The organism is Paraburkholderia phymatum, from assembly GCF_040965635.1.
GTDB lineage: Bacteria > Pseudomonadota > Gammaproteobacteria > Burkholderiales > Burkholderiaceae > Paraburkholderia > Paraburkholderia phymatum_B.
This window is the reverse complement of sequence record NZ_JBFRCH010000008.1, coordinates 1-18,168: the sequence shown is the minus strand read 5'-3', so window position 1 is coordinate 18,168 and position 18,168 is coordinate 1. Positions and strand designations below refer to the sequence as shown.

The following is an 18,168-nucleotide window of genomic DNA, read 5'->3' as shown; positions in this document are numbered from 1 at the left end:
GTAGTCGACGGGAGTTAGTGCTTTAGCACTTACTCCAGCCCCATACAGGGCACCTGCTCCCGCCCCTGCAAGATCCTTGCTTGCCTTCCTTGCCGTTCACCCTTGTCATTTCATCAAGGAGCACCGCATGCTGAAGCCAGAAGTCGACAGTCTCGTTCCTCACGTGCCCTTCGATCGGCGCACCTTCATCAAGGCGGCGCTCGGCAGCGGCTTTGCGGCGTGCGTGCTGCCCGTGTCCGCGCAGACTATCCACACCGATAGCGAAGGGCTCGATGCGGGCGAGGTCGGCGTCCACTCGGGCGATACGCTGGTGCCTGCGTACCGCGCGCAGCCGAAGGGCAAGACGCATCTGCCCGTGATCATCGTGATCCACGAAATCTTCGGCGTGCACGAGCATATCGCGGATGTCTGCCGACGCTTCGCAAAGCAGGGCTATCTGGCCGTCGCGCCGAACCTGTATGTACGCCAGGGCGATCCGACGAAGTACCCGTCGATGCAGCAGCTCAACGAGGAGGTCGTGAGCAAGGTGCCCGATGCCCAGGTGCTCGCCGATCTCGACGCGACGTTCAAATGGGCCGGCCAGCACGGCGGCGACATGAACCGGATCGGGGTTAACGGCTTTTGCTGGGGCGGGCGCATCGCGTGGCTGTACGCGGAACACAATCCGCGGCTGAAGGCGGCCGTTTCGTGGTACGGGCGCGTGGCCGGCGACCAGACGCCGATGACGCCCGCCAATCCGATCGACCGCGTGTCCGATCTGCAGGTGCCCGTTCTAGGTCTGTATGGACGGCAGGATCAGAGCATTCCGCAAGACTCGCTGGAGAAGATGAAGCAGGCGATCGCGCAAGGGCCGCAGGCGGGGCGTGGGGCGCAGTTCGTCGTCTACGACGACGCGGGGCATGCGTTTTTTGCCGACTATCGGCCGAGCTACCGGCAGGCCGATGCCGAGGACGGTTGGAAGCGGGCGCTTGCCTGGTTCAAGCAGCATGGCGTCGGCTGATTGTGGTGTTGCGTCGGCCGTGCGGATTTCGCGCGACCATGCGCTGGCCGCATCGCGGTAACGTCGGATTCCTCTACGGATCGGCTTTATGGAGTCGCGGTGGGCTGTCCGGCCGTCTTTTACAGCCGTGGCAAAGTTGTTTGCGATGGGTCTTCAGGGTCGGTTTCGGGTCCGCGTTTTCCGCCTGCACGCCGCGCCGCGCTCCCCTTGGGGTGCGGGCGCGCCGCGCGGATACCGGCGGCGCGCCAGTCTGACCACGGCAAAGGCGCCGCAGTCAGCGAACGGCTAGCGGCGGTTCAAGGATTGGCGCCCGTCGCCACTGGCCGCGCTGGATCGGAACTCCATTCGCTCCACGATCCCGGATACAGCGCTGCGCCGTGCAGTCCCGCAACCTCCATCGCGAGCGCGTTGTGGCACGCGGTGACGCCGGAGCCGCATTGCAGCACGACGTGCTCGCCGGCTACGCCCGGGATGACGGCGCCGAATTCGTCACGCAGCGTATGTGCCGACTTGAAGCGGCCGTCCGCGGTCAGGTTGTCCTTGAAGTAGCGGTTGCGCGCGCCCGGAATGTGGCCGCCGACGCGATCCAGCGTTTCGTTCTCGCCGCGATAGCGGTCCGCGGCGCGCGCGTCGACCAGCACGCGCTCGTGCGTACCAAGGTTGCGCTCGACGGCCTGCGCGTCGACGGTCACGGCAAGCGGGGCGCCCGCCTTGAAGTCGCCCTTGGCCTTGGGCGGCGCGTCTTGCGTCAACGGCTGGCCGGCCGCTTGCCAGGCCTGAAGTCCGCCGTCGAGCAGCGCGACGGAATCGTGACCCAGCCAGCGCAGCAGCCACCACAGACGCGCGGCGTACATGCCGCCCTGTTCGTCATAGGCGACCACCTGCTGGCCTTGCTTGAGGCCGAGCTCGGTGAGACGGTCGACGAGCTTCTGACGATCGGGCAACGGATGGCGCCCGTTGGTGCCCGTCTTCGGGCCCGACAGATCGCGGTCGAGGTGCAGATAGTGCGCGTGCGGCAGATGGCCCGCCGCGTAGCCCTTCTCGCCCGCATCGGTGTCGGCGAGATCGAAGCGGCAATCGGCGATGAAGACGCTGCCCGGCGCGGCAGCCAGACGTTCAGCGAGGTTATCGGCGGAGATCAGCGTGGTGTAGTGAGTGTGTGGCATGACGGCTCCTGAGAGACTGGCTTCGGCAGCGCCGAACGATACAGGTAGTCTAAACAAAAAAGACGGGCCGAAGCCCGTCTTCCTTTGCCGATAGCCGTCCGACGAATACTCAGACCGCGCCGAGCTGACGCCGCAGAAACTCGTGGAAGTGCTGCATGCCGTCTTCCATCGGGCTCTGATACGGACCGACCTGCGATTCGCCGCGCTCCAGCAGCGCGCGGCGGCCGGCGTCCATGCGCTCGGCGATCTCGTCGTCTTCACGCGCCGTTTCCAGGTACGCGGCGCGCTCTGCCTCGACGAAGTCACGCTCGAACAGTGCGATTTCCTCAGGGTAATAGAACTCGACGACGTTGGTCGTCTTCTGCGGACCGCGCGGAATCAGCCACGACACGACGAGCACATGCGGATACCACTCGATCATGATGCCCGGGTAGTACACCATCCAGATCGCGCCGAACTCGGGCATCTTGCCTTCGCGGTAACGCAGCACTTCGTCGTGCCACTTGCGGTACGTCGGGCTGCCCGGACGCGCGAGCTCGTTGTGCACGCCGACCGTCTGCACGCTGTACCACTCGCCGAACTCCCATTTCAGGTCGTCGCAATTGACGAAGCTGCCGAGGCCCGGATGGAACGGCACGACGTGATAGTCCTCCAGATAGACCTCAATGAAGGTCTTCCAGTTGTAGTTGCACTCGTGCACTTCGACGTGGTCGAACATGTAGTCGGCGAAGTCGAAGTGTTTCGCCGTGCCGAGACGCGCGAGATCTTTCGCGACGTCGCGGCCCTGCGACTCGAACAGCAGGCCGTTCCAGCTTTGCAGCGACGTGGCCCCGAGGTTGAGGCAGGGGTTGTCGGCGAAATGCGGCGCGCCGAGCAGCTGGCCGTTCAGATCGTATGTCCAGCGATGCAGGGGGCAGACGATGTTCTCCGTCTGTCCGCGCCCGTTCAGCATGATCGCCTGACGGTGGCGGCACACGTTCGACAGCAGTTCGATTTGCGACTGCTGATTCCGAACGAGCACGCGCCCCTCGCTTTCGCTGGGCAGGGCAAAATAGTTTCCCGCTTCGGGAACCATGAGTTCGTGCCCGACGTAGCGAGGACCTTTCTTGAAAAGGATTTCGAGTTCGCGCTGGTGAAGCGCCTGGTCAAAGTAAGCCGTGACTGGCAGCTGGCTGTGGATAGCCTTCAGCTGCAATGCATTGCTCAGATTGGACATTCCCACTCCCGATGAAGACGTGAAAGCAGTGAACAACCCAACCATCGAAGATTCGATTTAGGGAGCCCGCGATTATACCTGTTTCCCCCTCCTTGGGGCGCTTAAGTACCTGATTTGGGTTAAAAATGTCGTTGAAGTTCGCGATTTATGGCGGAAAACGCTGGATTCTTTTCTGTTGCCAGAAGTGTTGCGCAAGCGTCGCGCCTGCCTCGATCGGTGCGCTTACAGGTCGAGAACGTTCCTTTTGCCGTAGAATGTTCGACTTGTTTTAATTTTGCGACGATTCATGGCGAAGACCGCATCGACCGAGACGACGGGTTTGTCCCCCGCCAGCGCAGAAGGTTCCGACCAGACGCCGCTGCCCGAGAGCTACGAGGCGGCGCTGGCGGAGCTGGAAGGGCTCGTCGGGCGGATGGAAGGCGGCAGCCTCAATCTCGAAGAGTCGCTGGCAGCGTACCGGCGCGGCGCCGCGCTCGTGGCATTCTGCCAGCAGCAGCTCGAAAAGGTGGAGCAGCAGGTGCGCGTCCTGGATGGCGAGACGCTCAAGCCGCTTCCCGTGAACACAGCAGGTACAACCGCTGCCGACAGCGGAGACGATCTATGACATTCGAACAATGGATGCGCTCGGTGCTGGACCGCGTAGAGAGCGCACTCGAACAATACTTGCCGGCGACGTCGACCGAGCCCGCCAGGCTGCATGAAGCGATGCGCTACGCCGTGCTGGGCGGCGGCAAGCGGGTGCGCCCGCTGCTGTGCCATGCGGCGGGCGAGCTGACGGACGCGAAGGCCGAGTGCCTCGAAGCGGCGTCGGCGGCGCTGGAAATGATCCACGTCTATTCGCTCGTTCACGACGACATGCCCTGCATGGACGACGACGAACTGCGCCGCGGCAAGCCCACCGTGCACGTCAGGTATGACGAAGCGACGGCGCTGCTGGTCGGCGACGCGCTGCAATCGCAAGCTTTCGTTGCGCTGACATCGGATGTGCTCGCGCCCGCGCAGCAGGCCGCGCTGGTGCGCGAACTGGCGCTTGCGAGCGGCTCGGTCGGCATGGCGGGCGGTCAGGCGATCGATCTCGCGAGCGTCGGACAAACGCTCACGCGTCCGCAGCTCGAAACGATGCACCGCCTGAAGACGGGCGCACTGCTGCGCGCGGCCGTCCGGATGGGTGCGCTGACGGGCGGAACGCCCGATGCGCAGACGCTGCAGGCGCTCGACGCCTATTCGGCCGCCGTCGGCCTTGCGTTTCAGGTGGTCGACGACATTCTCGACGTCACGACCGATTCCGCGACGCTCGGCAAGACGGCCGGCAAGGACGCAAAGGACGGCAAGCCGACCTACGTGTCGATCATCGGGCTCGACGCGTCGCGCGCGCTGGCTGCGCAACTGCGCAGCGACGCGCACGATGCGCTTGCCCCCTTTGGCGCCCGCGCACAGCGGCTCGCCGAGCTGGCTGATCTCGTGGTGAACCGGGTCAGCTGAAGTGGCTGTAACGCGAAAGCCCGCCGCCCGCACAAGACTTCTGGGGTGTGCGCGAACGAAGTGCGGGCGCGTAAGTTTTCCTACAATGGAACGACGATGTACGACTTGCTGAAAACCATTGACGACCCCGCGGACCTGCGCCGCCTCGATCGCCGCCAGTTGCAACCGCTTGCCGACGAGTTGCGTGCGTTCGTGCTCGACAGCGTATCGCAGACGGGCGGCCATCTGTCGTCCAACCTCGGTACGGTCGAACTGACAATCGCGCTGCACTACGTGTTCGACACGCCGCGCGACCGCATCGTCTGGGATGTGGGTCATCAGACCTATCCTCACAAGATTCTCACGGGCCGCCGCGACCAGATGTCGACGCTGCGCCAGCTCGGCGGCATCTCGGGCTTCCCGCGCCGCGACGAGTCGCCGTACGACACGTTCGGCACCGCGCATTCGAGCACGTCGATTTCAGCGGCGCTCGGCATGGCGATCGGCAGCAAGCTGCGCGGCGAAGACCGCTTCGCGATCGCCGTGATCGGCGACGGCGCGATGACGGCGGGCATGGCCTTCGAGGCGATGAACAACGCCGGCGTCGAAGACGACGTGCCGCTGCTCGTCATCCTCAACGACAACGACATGTCGATCTCGCCGCCCGTTGGCGCGCTGAATCGCCATCTCGCGCGCCTGATGTCGGGCCGCTTCTACGCTGCCGCGCGCGCGGGCGTCGAACGCGTGCTGCGCCATGCGCCACCCGTGCTCGACCTCGCACGCAAGCTCGAAGAGCACGCGAAGGGCATGATCGTCCCGGCTACGCTCTTCGAAGAGTTCGGCTTCAACTACATCGGGCCGATCGACGGCCACGATCTCGATTCGCTGATCCCGACGCTGCTGAACATCAAGGAACTGCGCGGTCCGCAGTTCCTGCACGTCGTGACGAAGAAAGGCCAGGGCTACAAGCTCGCCGAGGCCGATCCCGTGCTGTACCACGGTCCCGGCAAGTTCAATCCGGCAGAAGGCATCAAGCCGTCGACGACGCCCGCCAAAAAGACCTATACGCAGGTCTTCGGCGAATGGCTGTGCGACGCGGCGGAGCTCGATTCGCGCGTGGTCGGCATCACGCCCGCGATGCGCGAAGGCTCGGGCATGGTCGAGTTCGAGAAGCGCTTCCCGGATCGCTACTACGATGTCGGCATCGCCGAGCAGCACGCGGTGACGTTCGCAGGCGGCCTCGCGACGGAAGGACTCAAGCCCGTCGTCGCGATCTATTCGACGTTCCTGCAACGCGCATATGACCAGTTGATCCACGACGTCGCGCTGCAGAATCTGCCCGTTGTGTTCGCAATCGATCGCGCGGGCCTCGTCGGCGCGGACGGCGCGACGCACGCGGGCGCCTATGACCTCGCGTTCCTGCGCTGCATTCCGAACATGACGGTGATGGCGGCATCGGACGAAAACGAATGTCGTCAGATGCTGTACACGGCGCTTCAGCAGCGGAACCCGACGGCTGTGCGTTATCCGCGCGGCGCCGGCACGGGCATCGCGACGGTCAAGCAGATGGCCGCGATTCCGCTCGGCAAGGGCGAAGTGCGCCGCGAGACGTCGCAGCCGGCGGGCAAGCGCATCGCGATTCTTGCGTTCGGCACGATGGTCGCGCCGGCGCTGGCAGCTGCGGAGCAACTCGACGCGACGGTCGCGAACATGCGCTTTGTGAAGCCGCTCGACGCCGACCTCGTGCGCGAGCTGGCCGAGAGCCACGACGCGATCGTCACGGTCGAAGAGGGCTGTGTCATGGGCGGCGCGGGCTCCGCGTGCGTGGAAGCCATGATGGAGAGTGGGGTTATCCGGCCCGTACTACAATTGGGACTTCCCGATCGCTTTATCGATCACGGAGATCCGGCCAAGCTGCTCGCCTCGTGCGGCCTCGACGCCGCGGGTATCGCGAAGTCCATCCGCGAGCGATTTGTGGAGCACGCAAGCGGCAAGTCGGTGAAACGCGTCGCTTAACATGGCGGGCCGCCGGAACGAATAAGCGGCTCGTTGCATCTACTCCAATATGAATCGGCGGGTCGCGTGCCCGCTGGGCTCCGCCGGCGCAAGCCGGCGGTTGTCATTTTGCGCGTCGATTCGCGCTGTCAGCTGCCAGTTGAGGATAAGAACATGAACCAGATGAACCCCGCCTTCGTGATGCCCGACGTGCAAAGCACGGTCGACACCCGCCAGATTCCGATTCAGCGGGTCGGCGTGAAGGCGGTGCGTCATCCGTTGACGGTCCGCACGCCGGACGGCAACGTTCAGCCGACCATCGGCACGTGGAATCTGGATGTCCATCTGCCCGCCGAGGTGAAGGGTACGCACATGTCGCGCTTCGTCGCGCTGCTCGAAGAGAACAAGGCGCCGCTCGATGCGTCCGCGTTCCGCGCGATGCTCGCTTCGATGCTCGAAAAGCTGGAGGCGCTAGCTGGGCGCATCCAGGTGTCGTTTCCGTACTTCGTCAACAAGACGGCACCCGTGTCGGGCGTGCAAAGTCTGCTGGACTACGAGGTGACGCTCACGGCCGATGCTCGCGACGGCGCGACGCGTCTGTTCCTGAAGGTGCTGGTGCCCGTGACGAGCTTGTGTCCGTGCTCGAAGAAGATTTCGGAGTATGGCGCGCACAACCAGCGCTCGCACGTGACGATCGACGCCGAACTGGCCGACGACGTGCCCGTCGAGGACCTGATCCGCATCGCCGAAGACGAGGCGTCGTGCGAACTGTGGGGCTTGCTCAAGCGGCCCGACGAGAAGTTCGTGACCGAGCGCGCGTATGAAAATCCGAAGTTCGTCGAAGACCTGGTGCGCGACGTCGCAACACGTCTGAACGCGGATCGGCGGATCGTCGCGTATGTGCTCGAAGCGGAGAACTTCGAGTCGATCCACAATCACAGCGCGTATGCCGTGATCGAGAACGACAAGCGCAAGGCCTGACCGCTTTCACTGCTTTCAACGTAAAACGGCCGCTCAGCGATGAGCGGCCGTTTTACGTTGTGCGCGGCGCCGTTGTCGGCGTCGTGTGAAAAACGCCTCAGCGCGCCAGCGACGACAGATCCCAGCGCGGCTTCACGGTAAACGCGTAATCGTTGGCGGCCTGCGCGGGCCAGCGTTGCAGCCGCAGCGCGCCCGCGAGCGCGATCATCGCGCCGTTGTCGGTGCACAGCGACAGGTCCGGGTAGTGCACGTCGAAGCCGCGCTTCTTCGCCGCCGCGGACAGCGCCTCGCGCAATTGCCGGTTCGCGCCGACGCCGCCCGCCACCACGAGCCGCTTGAGCTTCGTCTTTTTCAGCGCGGCGAGCGACTTCGTGGCCAGCACGTCGACGGCTGCGTCGACGAAGCCGCGCGCGAGATCGGCCTTGGCCTGCTCGCAGACATTGCTGCCGAGCTTTTTCACATGCGTCAGTACGGCTGTCTTCAGTCCGCTGAAGCTGAAATCGAGGTCGCCCGAATGGAGCATCGGACGCGGCAGCACGACCGCGCCCGGCGTGCCGAATTCCGCGAGCCGCGACACTTCCGGTCCGCCCGGATAGCCGAGGCCCAGCAGCTTCGCGGTTTTGTCGAAGGCTTCGCCGGCGGCGTCGTCGAGCGTTTCGCCGAGCGTCTCGTAGACGCCCACGTCCGTGACGCGCATCAACTGCGTATGGCCGCCCGACACGAGCAGCGCGACGAACGGAAACGGCGGCGGCGCGTCGACCAGCAGCGGCGACAGCAAATGCCCTTCCAGGTGATGAATGCCGATGGTCGGCTTGTTCCACGCCATCGCGAGCGAATTGGCGATGCTCGCGCCGACCAGCAGCGCGCCCGCGAGCCCCGGGCCTTGCGTGTAGGCAATCGCGTCGATGTCGCCGCGCGCGGCACCCGAGCGCTCCAGCACCTCTTCGAGCAGCGGCAGCGCGCGCCGGATATGGTCGCGCGATGCCAGCTCGGGCACCACGCCGCCGTATTCGCGATGCATCGCGATCTGCGAATGCAGCGCGTGCGCGAGCAGGCCGCGTTCGGTGTCGTAGAGCGCGAGGCCGGTTTCGTCGCAGGAGCTTTCTATGCCGAGAACGAGCATGATTCGAACGCCAATCGGAGTCAGTCGGGGCGTCTGGGAAGGGCGCCCGAACCATAAAAGAGGAGCCTGAAAGTATAGCAGCGCGAGCGCTGCGGCGCCGGAGCCGCCCGTCGCGCCGGTACAATGCAGCCCCATGGAATCCTTCGATATCGCCGTAATCGGCGCGGGCGCGGCGGGCATGATGTGCGCATCGGTGGCGGGGCAGCTCGGCCGGCGCGTCGTCCTGATCGACCACGCGGCGCGGCTCGCCGAAAAAATCCGTATCTCGGGCGGCGGCCGCTGTAACTTCACGAACCTGTACGCCGGGCCCGCGAATTATCTGTCGGCGAATCCGCATTTCTGCCGCTCGGCCCTCGCGCGCTACACGCCGCGCGATTTCATGGCGCTGCTCAAGCAATATCGCGTGACGTGGCACGAAAAGCACAAGGGACAACTGTTCTGCGACCAGTCGAGCGATGCCGTCATCGACGTGCTGAAGAGCGAATGCGACGCCGGCAACATCGCGTGGCGCCGGCCGCTCGCCGTCGAGGAGGCGCGCCATGCCGATTCCGACGGCTTCACGCTGGACACGCGCGCCGGTCCGATCCGCGCCCGTGCGCTCGTCGTCGCGACGGGCGGGCTGTCGATTCCGAAGATCGGCGCAACGGATTTCGCCTATCGTCTCGCGAAGCAGTTCGGACACAAGCTGATCGATACACGGCCGGCTCTCGTGCCGCTCACGTTTGCTTCCGCCGACTGGCAGCCGTTTTCGGAGCTTTCGGGCGTCTCGTTGGAAGTGCATCTGGCGACGGGCGCGAAGAAGTCGGGCGGCGAGTTCGTCGAAGACCTGCTGCTCACGCATCGCGGGCTCTCCGGTCCCGGCGTGCTGCAGATTTCGAGCTACTGGCAGCCGGGGGAGCCCGTGCATATCAACCTGCTGCCGGAACAGGACGCCGTCGCGGCGCTGCTGGAGGCGAAAAGCGCGACGAAGCGCCAGATCGCGAATCTGCTCGCCGAATGGGTGCCGACGCGCCTCGCGCACGTGTGGCTGCAAACGCACGGCGTGCCCGCCGAAGCGCGTCTTGCCGATCTGCCCGACAAGTCGCTGCGGCGGGTCGGCGAGGCGCTGTCGCGCTGGACGCTCACGCCGAACGGCACCGAAGGGTACAAGAAAGCCGAGGTGACGCGCGGGGGCATCGACACGCGAGAGCTGTCGTCGGCGACGATGATGAGCGCGCGCGTGCCCGGTCTGTACTTCATCGGGGAGGCCGTCGACGTGACGGGCTGGCTCGGCGGCTACAACTTCCAGTGGGCGTGGGCGTCAGGCGTGGCGGCAGGCCAGGCGGCCGCCGAATACGTCGGGACGCATGGCCGGGCGCTCGCAAAATAAGGGCTTGACACCGTCATATGATTGTGCGAAACACCTGCTATACTTTCCCTTCTTTGCCAAGCTCCGTTATTGAAAGATGACGACTATCCGCGTTAAAGAAAACGAGCCTTTTGAAGTCGCGATGCGCCGCTTCAAGCGCACGATCGAAAAGAACGGCCTGCTGACCGAACTGCGTGCGCGCGAGTTTTACGAAAAGCCGACGTCAGAACGCAAGCGGAAAAAGGCGGCTGCAGTGAAGCGCCATTTCAAGCGCCTGCGCAGCCAGCAACTGCCCAAGAAGTTTTACTGATTCAACGTGAAGTCGCGGCTCTCGCCCGATGTTTCCGCGAAAGCAGCGGTTCACACAAGGTGACGGCGTGCAAGTGAGCCGGCGCTGCGGCAACCGGCCTCGAACGGTCCCAAACGGCTCCAGGCCGTTTCGGTCAGAGTTCCGCAAGGCCTCATCCAGATGCGCGAATTCATTGTGTATCCGGACCAACCCGGGTTTCAGCACGGGTACTAACCCGCTTGAGGAACGATCCCAAGCGGGTTTTTGCGCTCTGCACCGCGTCTTCACCCGCTTTTTTAACTCCACGCATTCAGGTGAACGATGAGTCTCAAGGTCCGAATCAATGACGATATGAAAGCAGCGATGCGCGCGCGCGAAACCGAGCGCCTCGGCACGATCCGGCTGCTGCTCGCTGCCATCAAGCAGCGTGAAGTCGACGATCGCGTGGAACTGGACGATGCCGGCGTGACGGCCGTCGTCGACAAGATGATCAAGCAGCGCAAGGACTCGATTGCCCAGTTCGAAACGGCCGGCCGCACCGATCTCGTCGAAAAGGAACAGGCCGAAGTGGCTGTGCTGAGTGCCTATATGCCCGAGCAGCTGTCGGACGCGGAAATCGCCGCCGAAGTGCAGGCGGCCGTCGCGCAGGTCGGCGCCGCCGGTCCGCAGGACATGGGCAAGGTGATGGGCGTGCTGAAGCCGAAGCTCGCCGGCCGAGCCGACATGACGGCCGTGTCCGCACAGGTCAAGGCCGCGCTGTCGAAATAAGCCAGTCGTTGATTTTCGCCGTGCGTGCCTGCTGCCTCGCGGCTGCGCGCACGGTAGGCGCGGCTCGCGCCAGTGCCTTACCCCACTGCCTCACTCCTTTTAAGGCCGCGTCTCCACTGTGATTCCGCATTCCTTCCTGCAAGACCTGTTGAACCGCGTCGATATCGTCGACGTGGTCGGCCGGTATGTGCAGTTGAAAAAGGGCGGCGCGAACTTCATGGGACTCTGTCCGTTTCACAACGAAAAGAGCCCTTCGTTCACCGTTAGTCCGACTAAGCAGTTCTATCACTGCTTCGGCTGCGGCGCGCATGGCACGGCCATCGGCTTTCTGATGGAGCACGCGGGGCTGTCGTTCCCGGAAGCCGTCAATGAGCTGGCTCAATCCGTCGGTCTGACCGTGCCGCAGGAGCCCGCACCAATGCGCGGCGGCGGCTCGGGAAGCGGCGGTTCGGCAGGCGAAGGCTACGCGCCAGCCGTATCGAAGGCCGTGGCGACGGCGCTGACCGACGTGATGCAGACGGCCAACGACTACTACCGCACTCAGTTGCGCGGCGCGCCGAACGCGATCCAGTACCTCAAGAAGCGCGGTCTGACGGGCGAAATCGCGAAACGCTTCGGCCTCGGCTACGCGCCCGACGGCTGGCAGAACCTCGAAGCGGCATTCCCCAACTATCGGGACGACACCCTCGTCGAGGCGGGCCTCGTGATCGTCAGCGAGAAGTCGGATGCCCAGGGACAGAACCGGCGCTACGACCGCTTCCGTGAACGCGTGATGTTCCCGATCCGCAACGTGAAAGGCCAGGTGATCGGCTTTGGCGGACGTGTGCTCGACGGCGGCGAGCCCAAATATTTGAATTCGCCCGAAACGCCATTATTTAACAAAGGCAGCGAGCTGTATGGCCTGTTCGAGGCGCGGCTCGCGATCCGTGAACAGGGCTACGTGCTGGTCGTCGAAGGTTATATGGACGTGGTTGCACTCGCGCAGCTGGGCTTCGAGAACGCCGTTGCGACGCTGGGCACGGCCTGCACGCCAATTCATGTGCAGAAACTGATGCGCCAGACGGATACCGTCGTGTTCAGTTTCGACGGCGATTCGGCGGGCCGCCGCGCCGCGCGCCGCGCGCTCGACGCATGCCTGCCGCATGCCGCCGACAACCGCACGATCCGATTCCTGTTCCTGCCGGCCGAGCATGATCCCGACAGCTACGTCCGCGAATTCGGCACCGACGCCTTCGCGGAACAGGTGCGTCGCGCGATGCCGCTGTCACAGTTCCTGCTGAACGAGGTGCTGGCGGGCAAAGAGCTGGATCAGCCCGAAGGCCGCGCGCGGGCGCTCTTCGACGCGAAGCCGCTCTTGCAGATGCTGCCCGCAAACGCTTTGCGCGCACAGATCATGCACATGTTCGCGAACCGGCTCGACGTGCCGTTCGAGGAAGTGGCCGCTTTGTGCGAAGTCGATGCTCGGATCGCGGCCGTAGCACGCAGCGCGCCTGCCCGCAAGGATCGCCGCAGCGTCACGGGCATTGAGCAGCGGGCGCTGCGGAATCTGGTGATGCATCCGCGCATCGTCGCGGCGCTCGACGAAGAAGAAGAGCAGGCGCTGCTACAGGTTACGCGGCACGGCGAACTGTTCGAGGAAGTGACGACGCACGCGCGCGGGCTGGGCGACACGGCGGAATTTCAGTTGCTGTCCGATCTGTTGCGAAACGGGGCGAACGCCCCCACCTTCGAGGAAATCTTCCGCGAAATTCTGGACTATGATGAAAACGTCCGGGATTTGCTGTTGAAGAATCCCGAGGATGCGACGGTCGCCGACGAGCGCCGCGAGCACGAGCGCCTCGCCGGTGAGGAATTGAAGGCCGCCATTCTGAAGATGCGCTATGACGCGTATTGCGAGCGGCTGGATCAATTGTCGCGTCAGTCGAGGCACACCCCTGAGGAGTTTTCGGAATTGACGGAGCTGATGAAAAAACGCGCTGACATGAAGCGTCAGCTCGGACAGTGAAAGGGAAGGGCTGAAACCCGGGTGCTATAATAAAAGGTTCTCAGCGGTTTTGTTTTCCAGGCAAAGGCGATAAAAGGCGATTGCAATGGTAAAGACTACAGGCGGAAAAAGGGCGACAGGCAAAGGCTCGGAGGAGCCGAAAAAGACCACCAGGGTCAGCGCAGCCAGGCCGGCTTCTTCCGCCAGAAAGGCGTCTGCCGAAACCGCCACGCCAGTAGCCCGGAAGAAAGCCTCGACCTCTTCAGCCGCGAGAGCGGCGTCGGTGACTTCGAAGTCGGTGGCATCGGTTGCGAAGCGGCAAGGAGTCAGAAGCGAAAGGGAAGCGGATGTCGCGCGGGACGATGCGGCTGCCCGCGAGTCTTTGGTATCCACGGTTCAACCGGCTGTTGTCCAGCAGCCGGCAGTCGAGACTACAGCCGGTATGGCGAACTCCATGACGAAAAAGCTGAACGAAGTATCCGTCGATGACGACGCAACCCAGAGCGAAGAAGCTGCAACTCCCGCTCCGGGCAAAGGCGAAAAGGCCAGGGCACGCGACCGCCGCGCAAAGGAAAAGGCGCTGCTCAAGGACGCGTTCGCGTCTTCGCAGCCTGGTACCGTCGAGGAGCTTGAAGAGCGCCGCTCGAAGCTGCGCGCGCTGATCAAGCTCGGCAAGGAGCGCGGCTTCCTGACCTATGGCGAGATCAACGACCACCTTCCGGACAACTTCACGGAAACCGAGGCGATCGAAGGCATCATCAGCACGTTCAACGACATGGGTGTCGCCGTCTACGAGCAGGCGCCCGATGCCGAAACGCTGCTGCTGAACGACAACGCGCCCAACGCTTCTTCGGACGATGAAGTGGAAGAGGAAGCGGAAGTCGCGCTTTCCACCGTCGACTCCGAATTCGGCCGCACGACCGACCCGGTGCGTATGTACATGCGCGAGATGGGCACCGTCGAGCTGCTCACGCGCGAAGGCGAAATCGAAATCGCGAAGCGCATCGAAGACGGCCTGAAGCATATGGTGATGGCCATCTCCGCGTGCCCGACCACGATCGCCGATATTCTCGCGATGGCGGAGCGTGTCGCGAACGAAGAGATTCGCATCGATGAACTCGTCGACGGTCTGATCGACGCGAACGCGGAAGACGCGGACGGCTTCTCCGAACAGGAAGCCGAAGCGATCGAGAACGAAGACGAAGAAGCCGAAGAAGACGAGGCCGAAGAAGAGGAAGACGACGATGGCGCCGCGCAAGCGACGGCCAACGCCGCGCAGCTCGAGGAACTGAAGCGTCTGTCGCTCGAAAAATTCGCGCTGATCAGCGAATGGTTCGACAAGATGCGCCGTGCGTTCGAGAAGGAAGGCTACAAGTCGAAGTCCTACCTGAAGGCGCAGGAAACCATTCAGGACGAGCTGATGATGATCCGCTTCACCGCGCGTACCGTCGAGCGTCTGTGCGACACGCTGCGCGCGCAGGTGGACGAAGTACGCCAGGTCGAGCGTCAGATCCTGCATACGGTAGTCGACAAGTGCGGCATGCCGCGTGCTGAGTTCATCGCGCGTTTCCCGGGCAACGAGACAGACCTCGAATGGGCCGACAAGATCGTCGCCGAGAATCACTCGTATAGCGCGATCCTGTCGCGTAACGTCCCCGCTATCCGCGAACAGCAGCAACGTCTGCTCGACTTGCAGGCGCGCGTCGTGTTGCCGCTGAAGGACCTGAAGGAAACCAACCGCCAGATGGCGGCGGGCGAACTGAAGGCGCGTCAGGCGAAGCGCGAGATGACGGAGGCGAACCTGCGTCTCGTGATCTCGATTGCGAAGAAGTACACGAATCGCGGCCTGCAGTTTCTCGATCTGATCCAGGAAGGTAACATCGGCCTGATGAAGGCGGTGGACAAGTTCGAATATCGACGCGGCTACAAGTTCTCGACGTACGCGACGTGGTGGATTCGCCAGGCCATCACCCGCTCTATCGCGGACCAGGCGCGCACGATCCGTATCCCGGTTCACATGATCGAAACGATCAACAAGATGAACCGCATCTCGCGCCAGATTCTGCAGGAAACGGGCCTCGAGCCCGATCCGGCAACGCTCGCCGAGAAGATGGAGATGCCGGAAGACAAGATCCGCAAGATCATGAAGATCGCGAAGGAGCCGATCTCGATGGAAACGCCCATCGGCGACGACGACGATTCGCATCTCGGCGATTTCATCGAGGACACGAACACGGTCGCGCCGTCGGACGCCGCGCTGCACGCGAGCATGCGCGATGTGGTGAAGGACGTGCTCGATTCGCTGACGCCGCGCGAAGCGAAGGTGCTGCGCATGCGTTTCGGTATCGAAATGAGCACCGACCATACGCTGGAAGAAGTCGGCAAGCAGTTCGACGTGACGCGTGAGCGTATTCGCCAGATCGAGGCGAAGGCGCTGCGTAAGCTGCGTCACCCGAGCCGCTCGGACAAGCTGAAGTCGTTCCTTGAAGGCAACTGATCGAGGTGCGTTCGTTGACTGCTCGCTGACTTGATCTGCATATGGGGCTTCCCGATCGTTTGTTCAGCGAAGCGATCACGGAAGCCCTTTTTTCGTGTAGTATGTCGGCCAATCAATGAACAGGCCCGGCCTTCAGACCGGGTCTTTTTGTTGGTCCCCTCCTGGCTTCGTCGTGAAGCATCGTTGGGCCGGACGCCGTGCTGGTTGCAGGCAGCGGACTCATAATCCGCCTCCGAAAGGACATCGTGGGTTCGAATCCCACCCGGCCCACCAAGCAATTCCGGCTATTACGCGCCGGATTTCTCGCTCCGCAAAAAACCCTCTGTTCCGCAATTCCTTCTATCGGGTCGCTCCGGCCGTGTCGCCTCGGCGCTTACGAACGTAGTGTTCGGTCATGCTGATCGAGCCGTGTCCGAACTGCTTCTTGGCCTGCGGGACGTTGCCGGTCGAAGTCGTCTTGTCCGTCCCCGCCTTCGCCCGAAAGTACCGTAAAGAGGACTTCGCCAAACGCGTGAGAGCGATGACGCGGAGACTCTCATGCGGGCCATTCATTCGAAACATCCAAAAGCGACCCTTCGTCTTTTTTCGTTGGGGATTAGGCACGGCGTCGGCCATCGTTCAAGATTCCGGTACTTGAAGATCGGGGGTGTAGACTCGCGCCTTATCTCCTCGTTAACGGGATGCCTCGACCGGGGGCCATTCGACAAGCGGCTGATCCGAGCGCACGTAAAGCGGGTGACGTGGCGAACCGTCGTTAGTCGTGCCGAGGCACCACAATCGAGCACCGGCGTCAGTCAGGATGCTGGCGACGTGTGCGGCGCGTTCCGCCTTTGCATTCGAACCCCACGCGCAAACCACGAGGCCGCATTCGCGCGCTAAGTTCCGCAGGTAGTCGTCGTTATCTGGGCCGACCGGATCGGGATGCGACCAGAGCGCGGCAGGATCAGTCGAGCGCAGCGCGTAGAGATTTGCTGCGGCGAGACCATTGCAGTCCCACAGCCTTGCAAAGCCGCGGCAGCGACGAATGGTCGGATCGTCGAGCGTCGCATCGGCCGTACTCGGGTTCAGCATCACAAACAGCGCAGTCGACTTCGTAGGCGACATCGACTCGGCGTGACGCATCAGGAGGTAGCGGTATTGCCCGCAAGGGCTAATGATCGCGCTCATGCTACGACTCCTGCGAACGATAGGGGACCGTCATGGCCTTCGATCCCACGCGGCTTTGCGCGCGCGCTCACGCCGAGGAAGACGCGGTGTGTGGCGGGTCGACCGAATATGAGTGGAAGAATCGGTAGAAGACGGTCGCTGTTACCTCTGCCACTGATTGTGCCGTCGCTGCACGGTCGCTGAAAACACGACGCCCCGGCATTTCCTATAGGCGCGGGGCGTTTTCATTGGCTCAAGTTATTCGGCAATGCGTTTGAAACTGGCGTAGTAATCGTCGGTGTAGTAGCAGTCGCCGGTTTGCCTGCGCGGTCCACCACATACGATCCGGCGCTGCCCGCGATCCGTCGAGCCAGGCGTGCGTACCGTGTATGTGTGGTAGTAGCCGCGCGGCTGCTTCGGCAGCAAGAGCGCACTGTTGCGGAACAGGACGCCGTCCTCGTTAAAAGGGAAAGGGCCGCCCGCTTTGATCAGCCGAAGCGTTTCGGCGGCTTCCCCAGGCAACTGTGTCCTGGTGACGGCGACCAGTGCGCCCGTCCCTCGCGCGCCCGATGCGGCGGGTGTGCCGCTCGCGCCTTGCGCTGGCTGACCCGGCGCCTGGCTCGCGGATGCACCCGATGCCTCAGTGACGTTTTGCGAACCGTCCTTGCCGCATCCGCCGAGGATTGCGCTCAAGGCGACAATGCAGGAGAAAGCGAACGTTCTCTTCACGAAACGGTTCTCCCTCGTTGACCAGAATTCGACGACCAGGATAGATGTAAAGGTATCGCTAATGGCAGAGCGAATCAACGTTCGGCCGGGAATAGGGGTTTTTTTTACTCGATAGCCGGGCCCGATGCGCGGCTCTCGGCGTTCGAGAAGTATGCAAATCAAGCAGATTGCAGTGGGGCTCGCTTCATCGTCGAGTTGCTTCGGGAAATTTATACGATGAAGCCTCGAACGGTCCATTGCTCCCTTGCTTGCCCATGTCTAGAGCGACAACCGGACCAAGCGGACATCCGTGACAGCGTACGTCACGTCTATCGCATATCAGAACGGTTGAGCTAGAGTGAGCGTGAGCACGTAAATCGATGGGGCAATGATCAAGATAAATGATGTTGAAGGAATCAAGTAAAACGGGGGCGATGATGCCCCCGTTGTCGTTTCAGAACGGCTCGTCGGCCGGCCGGTGCGGCG

The 18,168-nt window shown here is 63.2% G+C and carries 16 protein-coding genes and 1 tRNA gene; 11 read left to right on the top strand and 6 right to left on the bottom strand.

Annotated elements, in window-relative coordinates; translation table 11 throughout:
• The first annotated feature begins 127 nt into the window (after positions 1 to 127).
• Complete coding sequence (locus AB4Y32_RS17000) at positions 128 to 1,000, top strand: dienelactone hydrolase family protein (RefSeq protein WP_368722451.1); 873 nt, start codon at positions 128 to 130, stop codon at positions 998 to 1,000.
• A gap of 296 nt (positions 1,001 to 1,296) precedes the next feature.
• Here the strand turns inward: AB4Y32_RS17000 and AB4Y32_RS16995 are convergent, their stop codons facing one another.
• Both AB4Y32_RS16995 and AB4Y32_RS16990 read right to left on the bottom strand, forming a co-directional pair.
• Positions 1,297 to 2,166, bottom strand: a complete 870-nt coding sequence (locus AB4Y32_RS16995; protein WP_368722450.1) for a sulfurtransferase — start codon at positions 2,164 to 2,166, stop codon at positions 1,297 to 1,299.
• A 109-nt stretch (positions 2,167 to 2,275) separates the two neighbouring features.
• Positions 2,276 to 3,382, bottom strand: a complete 1,107-nt coding sequence (locus tag AB4Y32_RS16990; protein ID WP_368722449.1) for an aromatic ring-hydroxylating dioxygenase subunit alpha — start codon at positions 3,380 to 3,382, stop codon at positions 2,276 to 2,278.
• A 286-nt stretch (positions 3,383 to 3,668) separates the two neighbouring features.
• Between AB4Y32_RS16990 and AB4Y32_RS16985 the strand changes: the two genes are divergently transcribed.
• From AB4Y32_RS16985 to folE2, 4 genes are all read left to right on the top strand, one after another.
• Positions 3,669 to 3,986 carry an exodeoxyribonuclease VII small subunit gene (locus tag AB4Y32_RS16985; protein WP_368722448.1) on the top strand — a complete coding sequence of 106 codons (318 nt, stop codon included), beginning with the start codon at positions 3,669 to 3,671 and terminating at the stop codon, positions 3,984 to 3,986.
• Positions 3,983 to 4,864 (top strand): polyprenyl synthetase family protein, encoded by an 882-nt coding sequence (locus AB4Y32_RS16980; RefSeq protein WP_368722447.1) that lies wholly within the window; start codon positions 3,983 to 3,985, stop codon positions 4,862 to 4,864. Before AB4Y32_RS16985 ends, AB4Y32_RS16980 begins: the two co-directional genes overlap by 4 nt.
• A gap of 96 nt (positions 4,865 to 4,960) precedes the next feature.
• Entirely contained in the window at positions 4,961 to 6,859 is a 1,899-nt protein-coding gene (gene dxs / locus AB4Y32_RS16975; RefSeq protein ID WP_368722446.1) for a 1-deoxy-D-xylulose-5-phosphate synthase, read from the top strand.
• A gap of 153 nt (positions 6,860 to 7,012) precedes the next feature.
• Positions 7,013 to 7,819 (top strand): GTP cyclohydrolase FolE2, encoded by an 807-nt coding sequence (gene folE2 / locus AB4Y32_RS16970; protein WP_368722445.1) that lies wholly within the window; start codon positions 7,013 to 7,015, stop codon positions 7,817 to 7,819.
• Positions 7,820 to 7,916: 97 nt separating this feature from the next.
• Here the strand turns inward: folE2 and tsaD are convergent, their stop codons facing one another.
• Positions 7,917 to 8,942, bottom strand: coding sequence for a tRNA (adenosine(37)-N6)-threonylcarbamoyltransferase complex transferase subunit TsaD (gene tsaD, locus AB4Y32_RS16965; RefSeq protein ID WP_368722444.1), 1,026 nt, complete (start codon positions 8,940 to 8,942; stop codon positions 7,917 to 7,919).
• A gap of 133 nt (positions 8,943 to 9,075) precedes the next feature.
• Between tsaD and AB4Y32_RS16960 the strand changes: the two genes are divergently transcribed.
• From AB4Y32_RS16960 to dnaG, 4 genes are all read left to right on the top strand, one after another.
• Positions 9,076 to 10,311 carry an NAD(P)/FAD-dependent oxidoreductase gene (locus tag AB4Y32_RS16960; protein ID WP_368722443.1) on the top strand — a complete coding sequence of 412 codons (1,236 nt, stop codon included), beginning with the start codon at positions 9,076 to 9,078 and terminating at the stop codon, positions 10,309 to 10,311.
• Between the two features lie 76 nt (positions 10,312 to 10,387).
• Complete coding sequence (gene rpsU / locus AB4Y32_RS16955; protein ID WP_012403240.1) at positions 10,388 to 10,600, top strand: 30S ribosomal protein S21; 213 nt, start codon at positions 10,388 to 10,390, stop codon at positions 10,598 to 10,600.
• Positions 10,601 to 10,900: 300 nt separating this feature from the next.
• The gene (locus tag AB4Y32_RS16950) at positions 10,901 to 11,347 is read left to right on the top strand and encodes a GatB/YqeY domain-containing protein (protein WP_368722442.1); all 447 of its coding nucleotides are present in this window, start codon (positions 10,901 to 10,903) and stop codon (positions 11,345 to 11,347) included.
• 118 nt (positions 11,348 to 11,465) lie between these two features.
• On the top strand, positions 11,466 to 13,352 hold the full coding sequence (dnaG, locus tag AB4Y32_RS16945; protein ID WP_368722441.1) for a DNA primase: 1,887 nt from the start codon (positions 11,466 to 11,468) through the stop codon (positions 13,350 to 13,352).
• 24 nt (positions 13,353 to 13,376) lie between these two features.
• Here dnaG and AB4Y32_RS16940 read toward each other — a convergent pair whose 3' ends face one another.
• Positions 13,377 to 13,724 carry a hypothetical protein gene (locus AB4Y32_RS16940; protein WP_368722440.1) on the bottom strand — a complete coding sequence of 116 codons (348 nt, stop codon included), beginning with the start codon at positions 13,722 to 13,724 and terminating at the stop codon, positions 13,377 to 13,379.
• A gap of 61 nt (positions 13,725 to 13,785) precedes the next feature.
• Between AB4Y32_RS16940 and rpoD the strand changes: the two genes are divergently transcribed.
• The gene (gene rpoD, locus AB4Y32_RS16935; protein ID WP_368722439.1) at positions 13,786 to 15,828 is read left to right on the top strand and encodes an RNA polymerase sigma factor RpoD; all 2,043 of its coding nucleotides are present in this window, start codon (positions 13,786 to 13,788) and stop codon (positions 15,826 to 15,828) included.
• Positions 15,829 to 16,013: 185 nt separating this feature from the next.
• A tRNA-Ile gene (locus tag AB4Y32_RS16930) sits at positions 16,014 to 16,101 on the top strand.
• Positions 16,102 to 16,500: 399 nt separating this feature from the next.
• On the opposite strand, the gene AB4Y32_RS16925 is transcribed toward AB4Y32_RS16930, so the two are convergent.
• Together AB4Y32_RS16925 and AB4Y32_RS16920 are read right to left on the bottom strand one after the other, a co-directional pair.
• Positions 16,501 to 16,995: a DUF1643 domain-containing protein gene (locus tag AB4Y32_RS16925; RefSeq protein WP_368722438.1), complete on the bottom strand. Its 495-nt coding sequence runs from the start codon at positions 16,993 to 16,995 to the stop codon at positions 16,501 to 16,503.
• 237 nt (positions 16,996 to 17,232) lie between these two features.
• Positions 17,233 to 17,703, bottom strand: a complete 471-nt coding sequence (locus tag AB4Y32_RS16920; RefSeq protein ID WP_368722437.1) for a ribonuclease — start codon at positions 17,701 to 17,703, stop codon at positions 17,233 to 17,235.
• Positions 17,704 to 18,168: the final 465 nt, after the last annotated feature.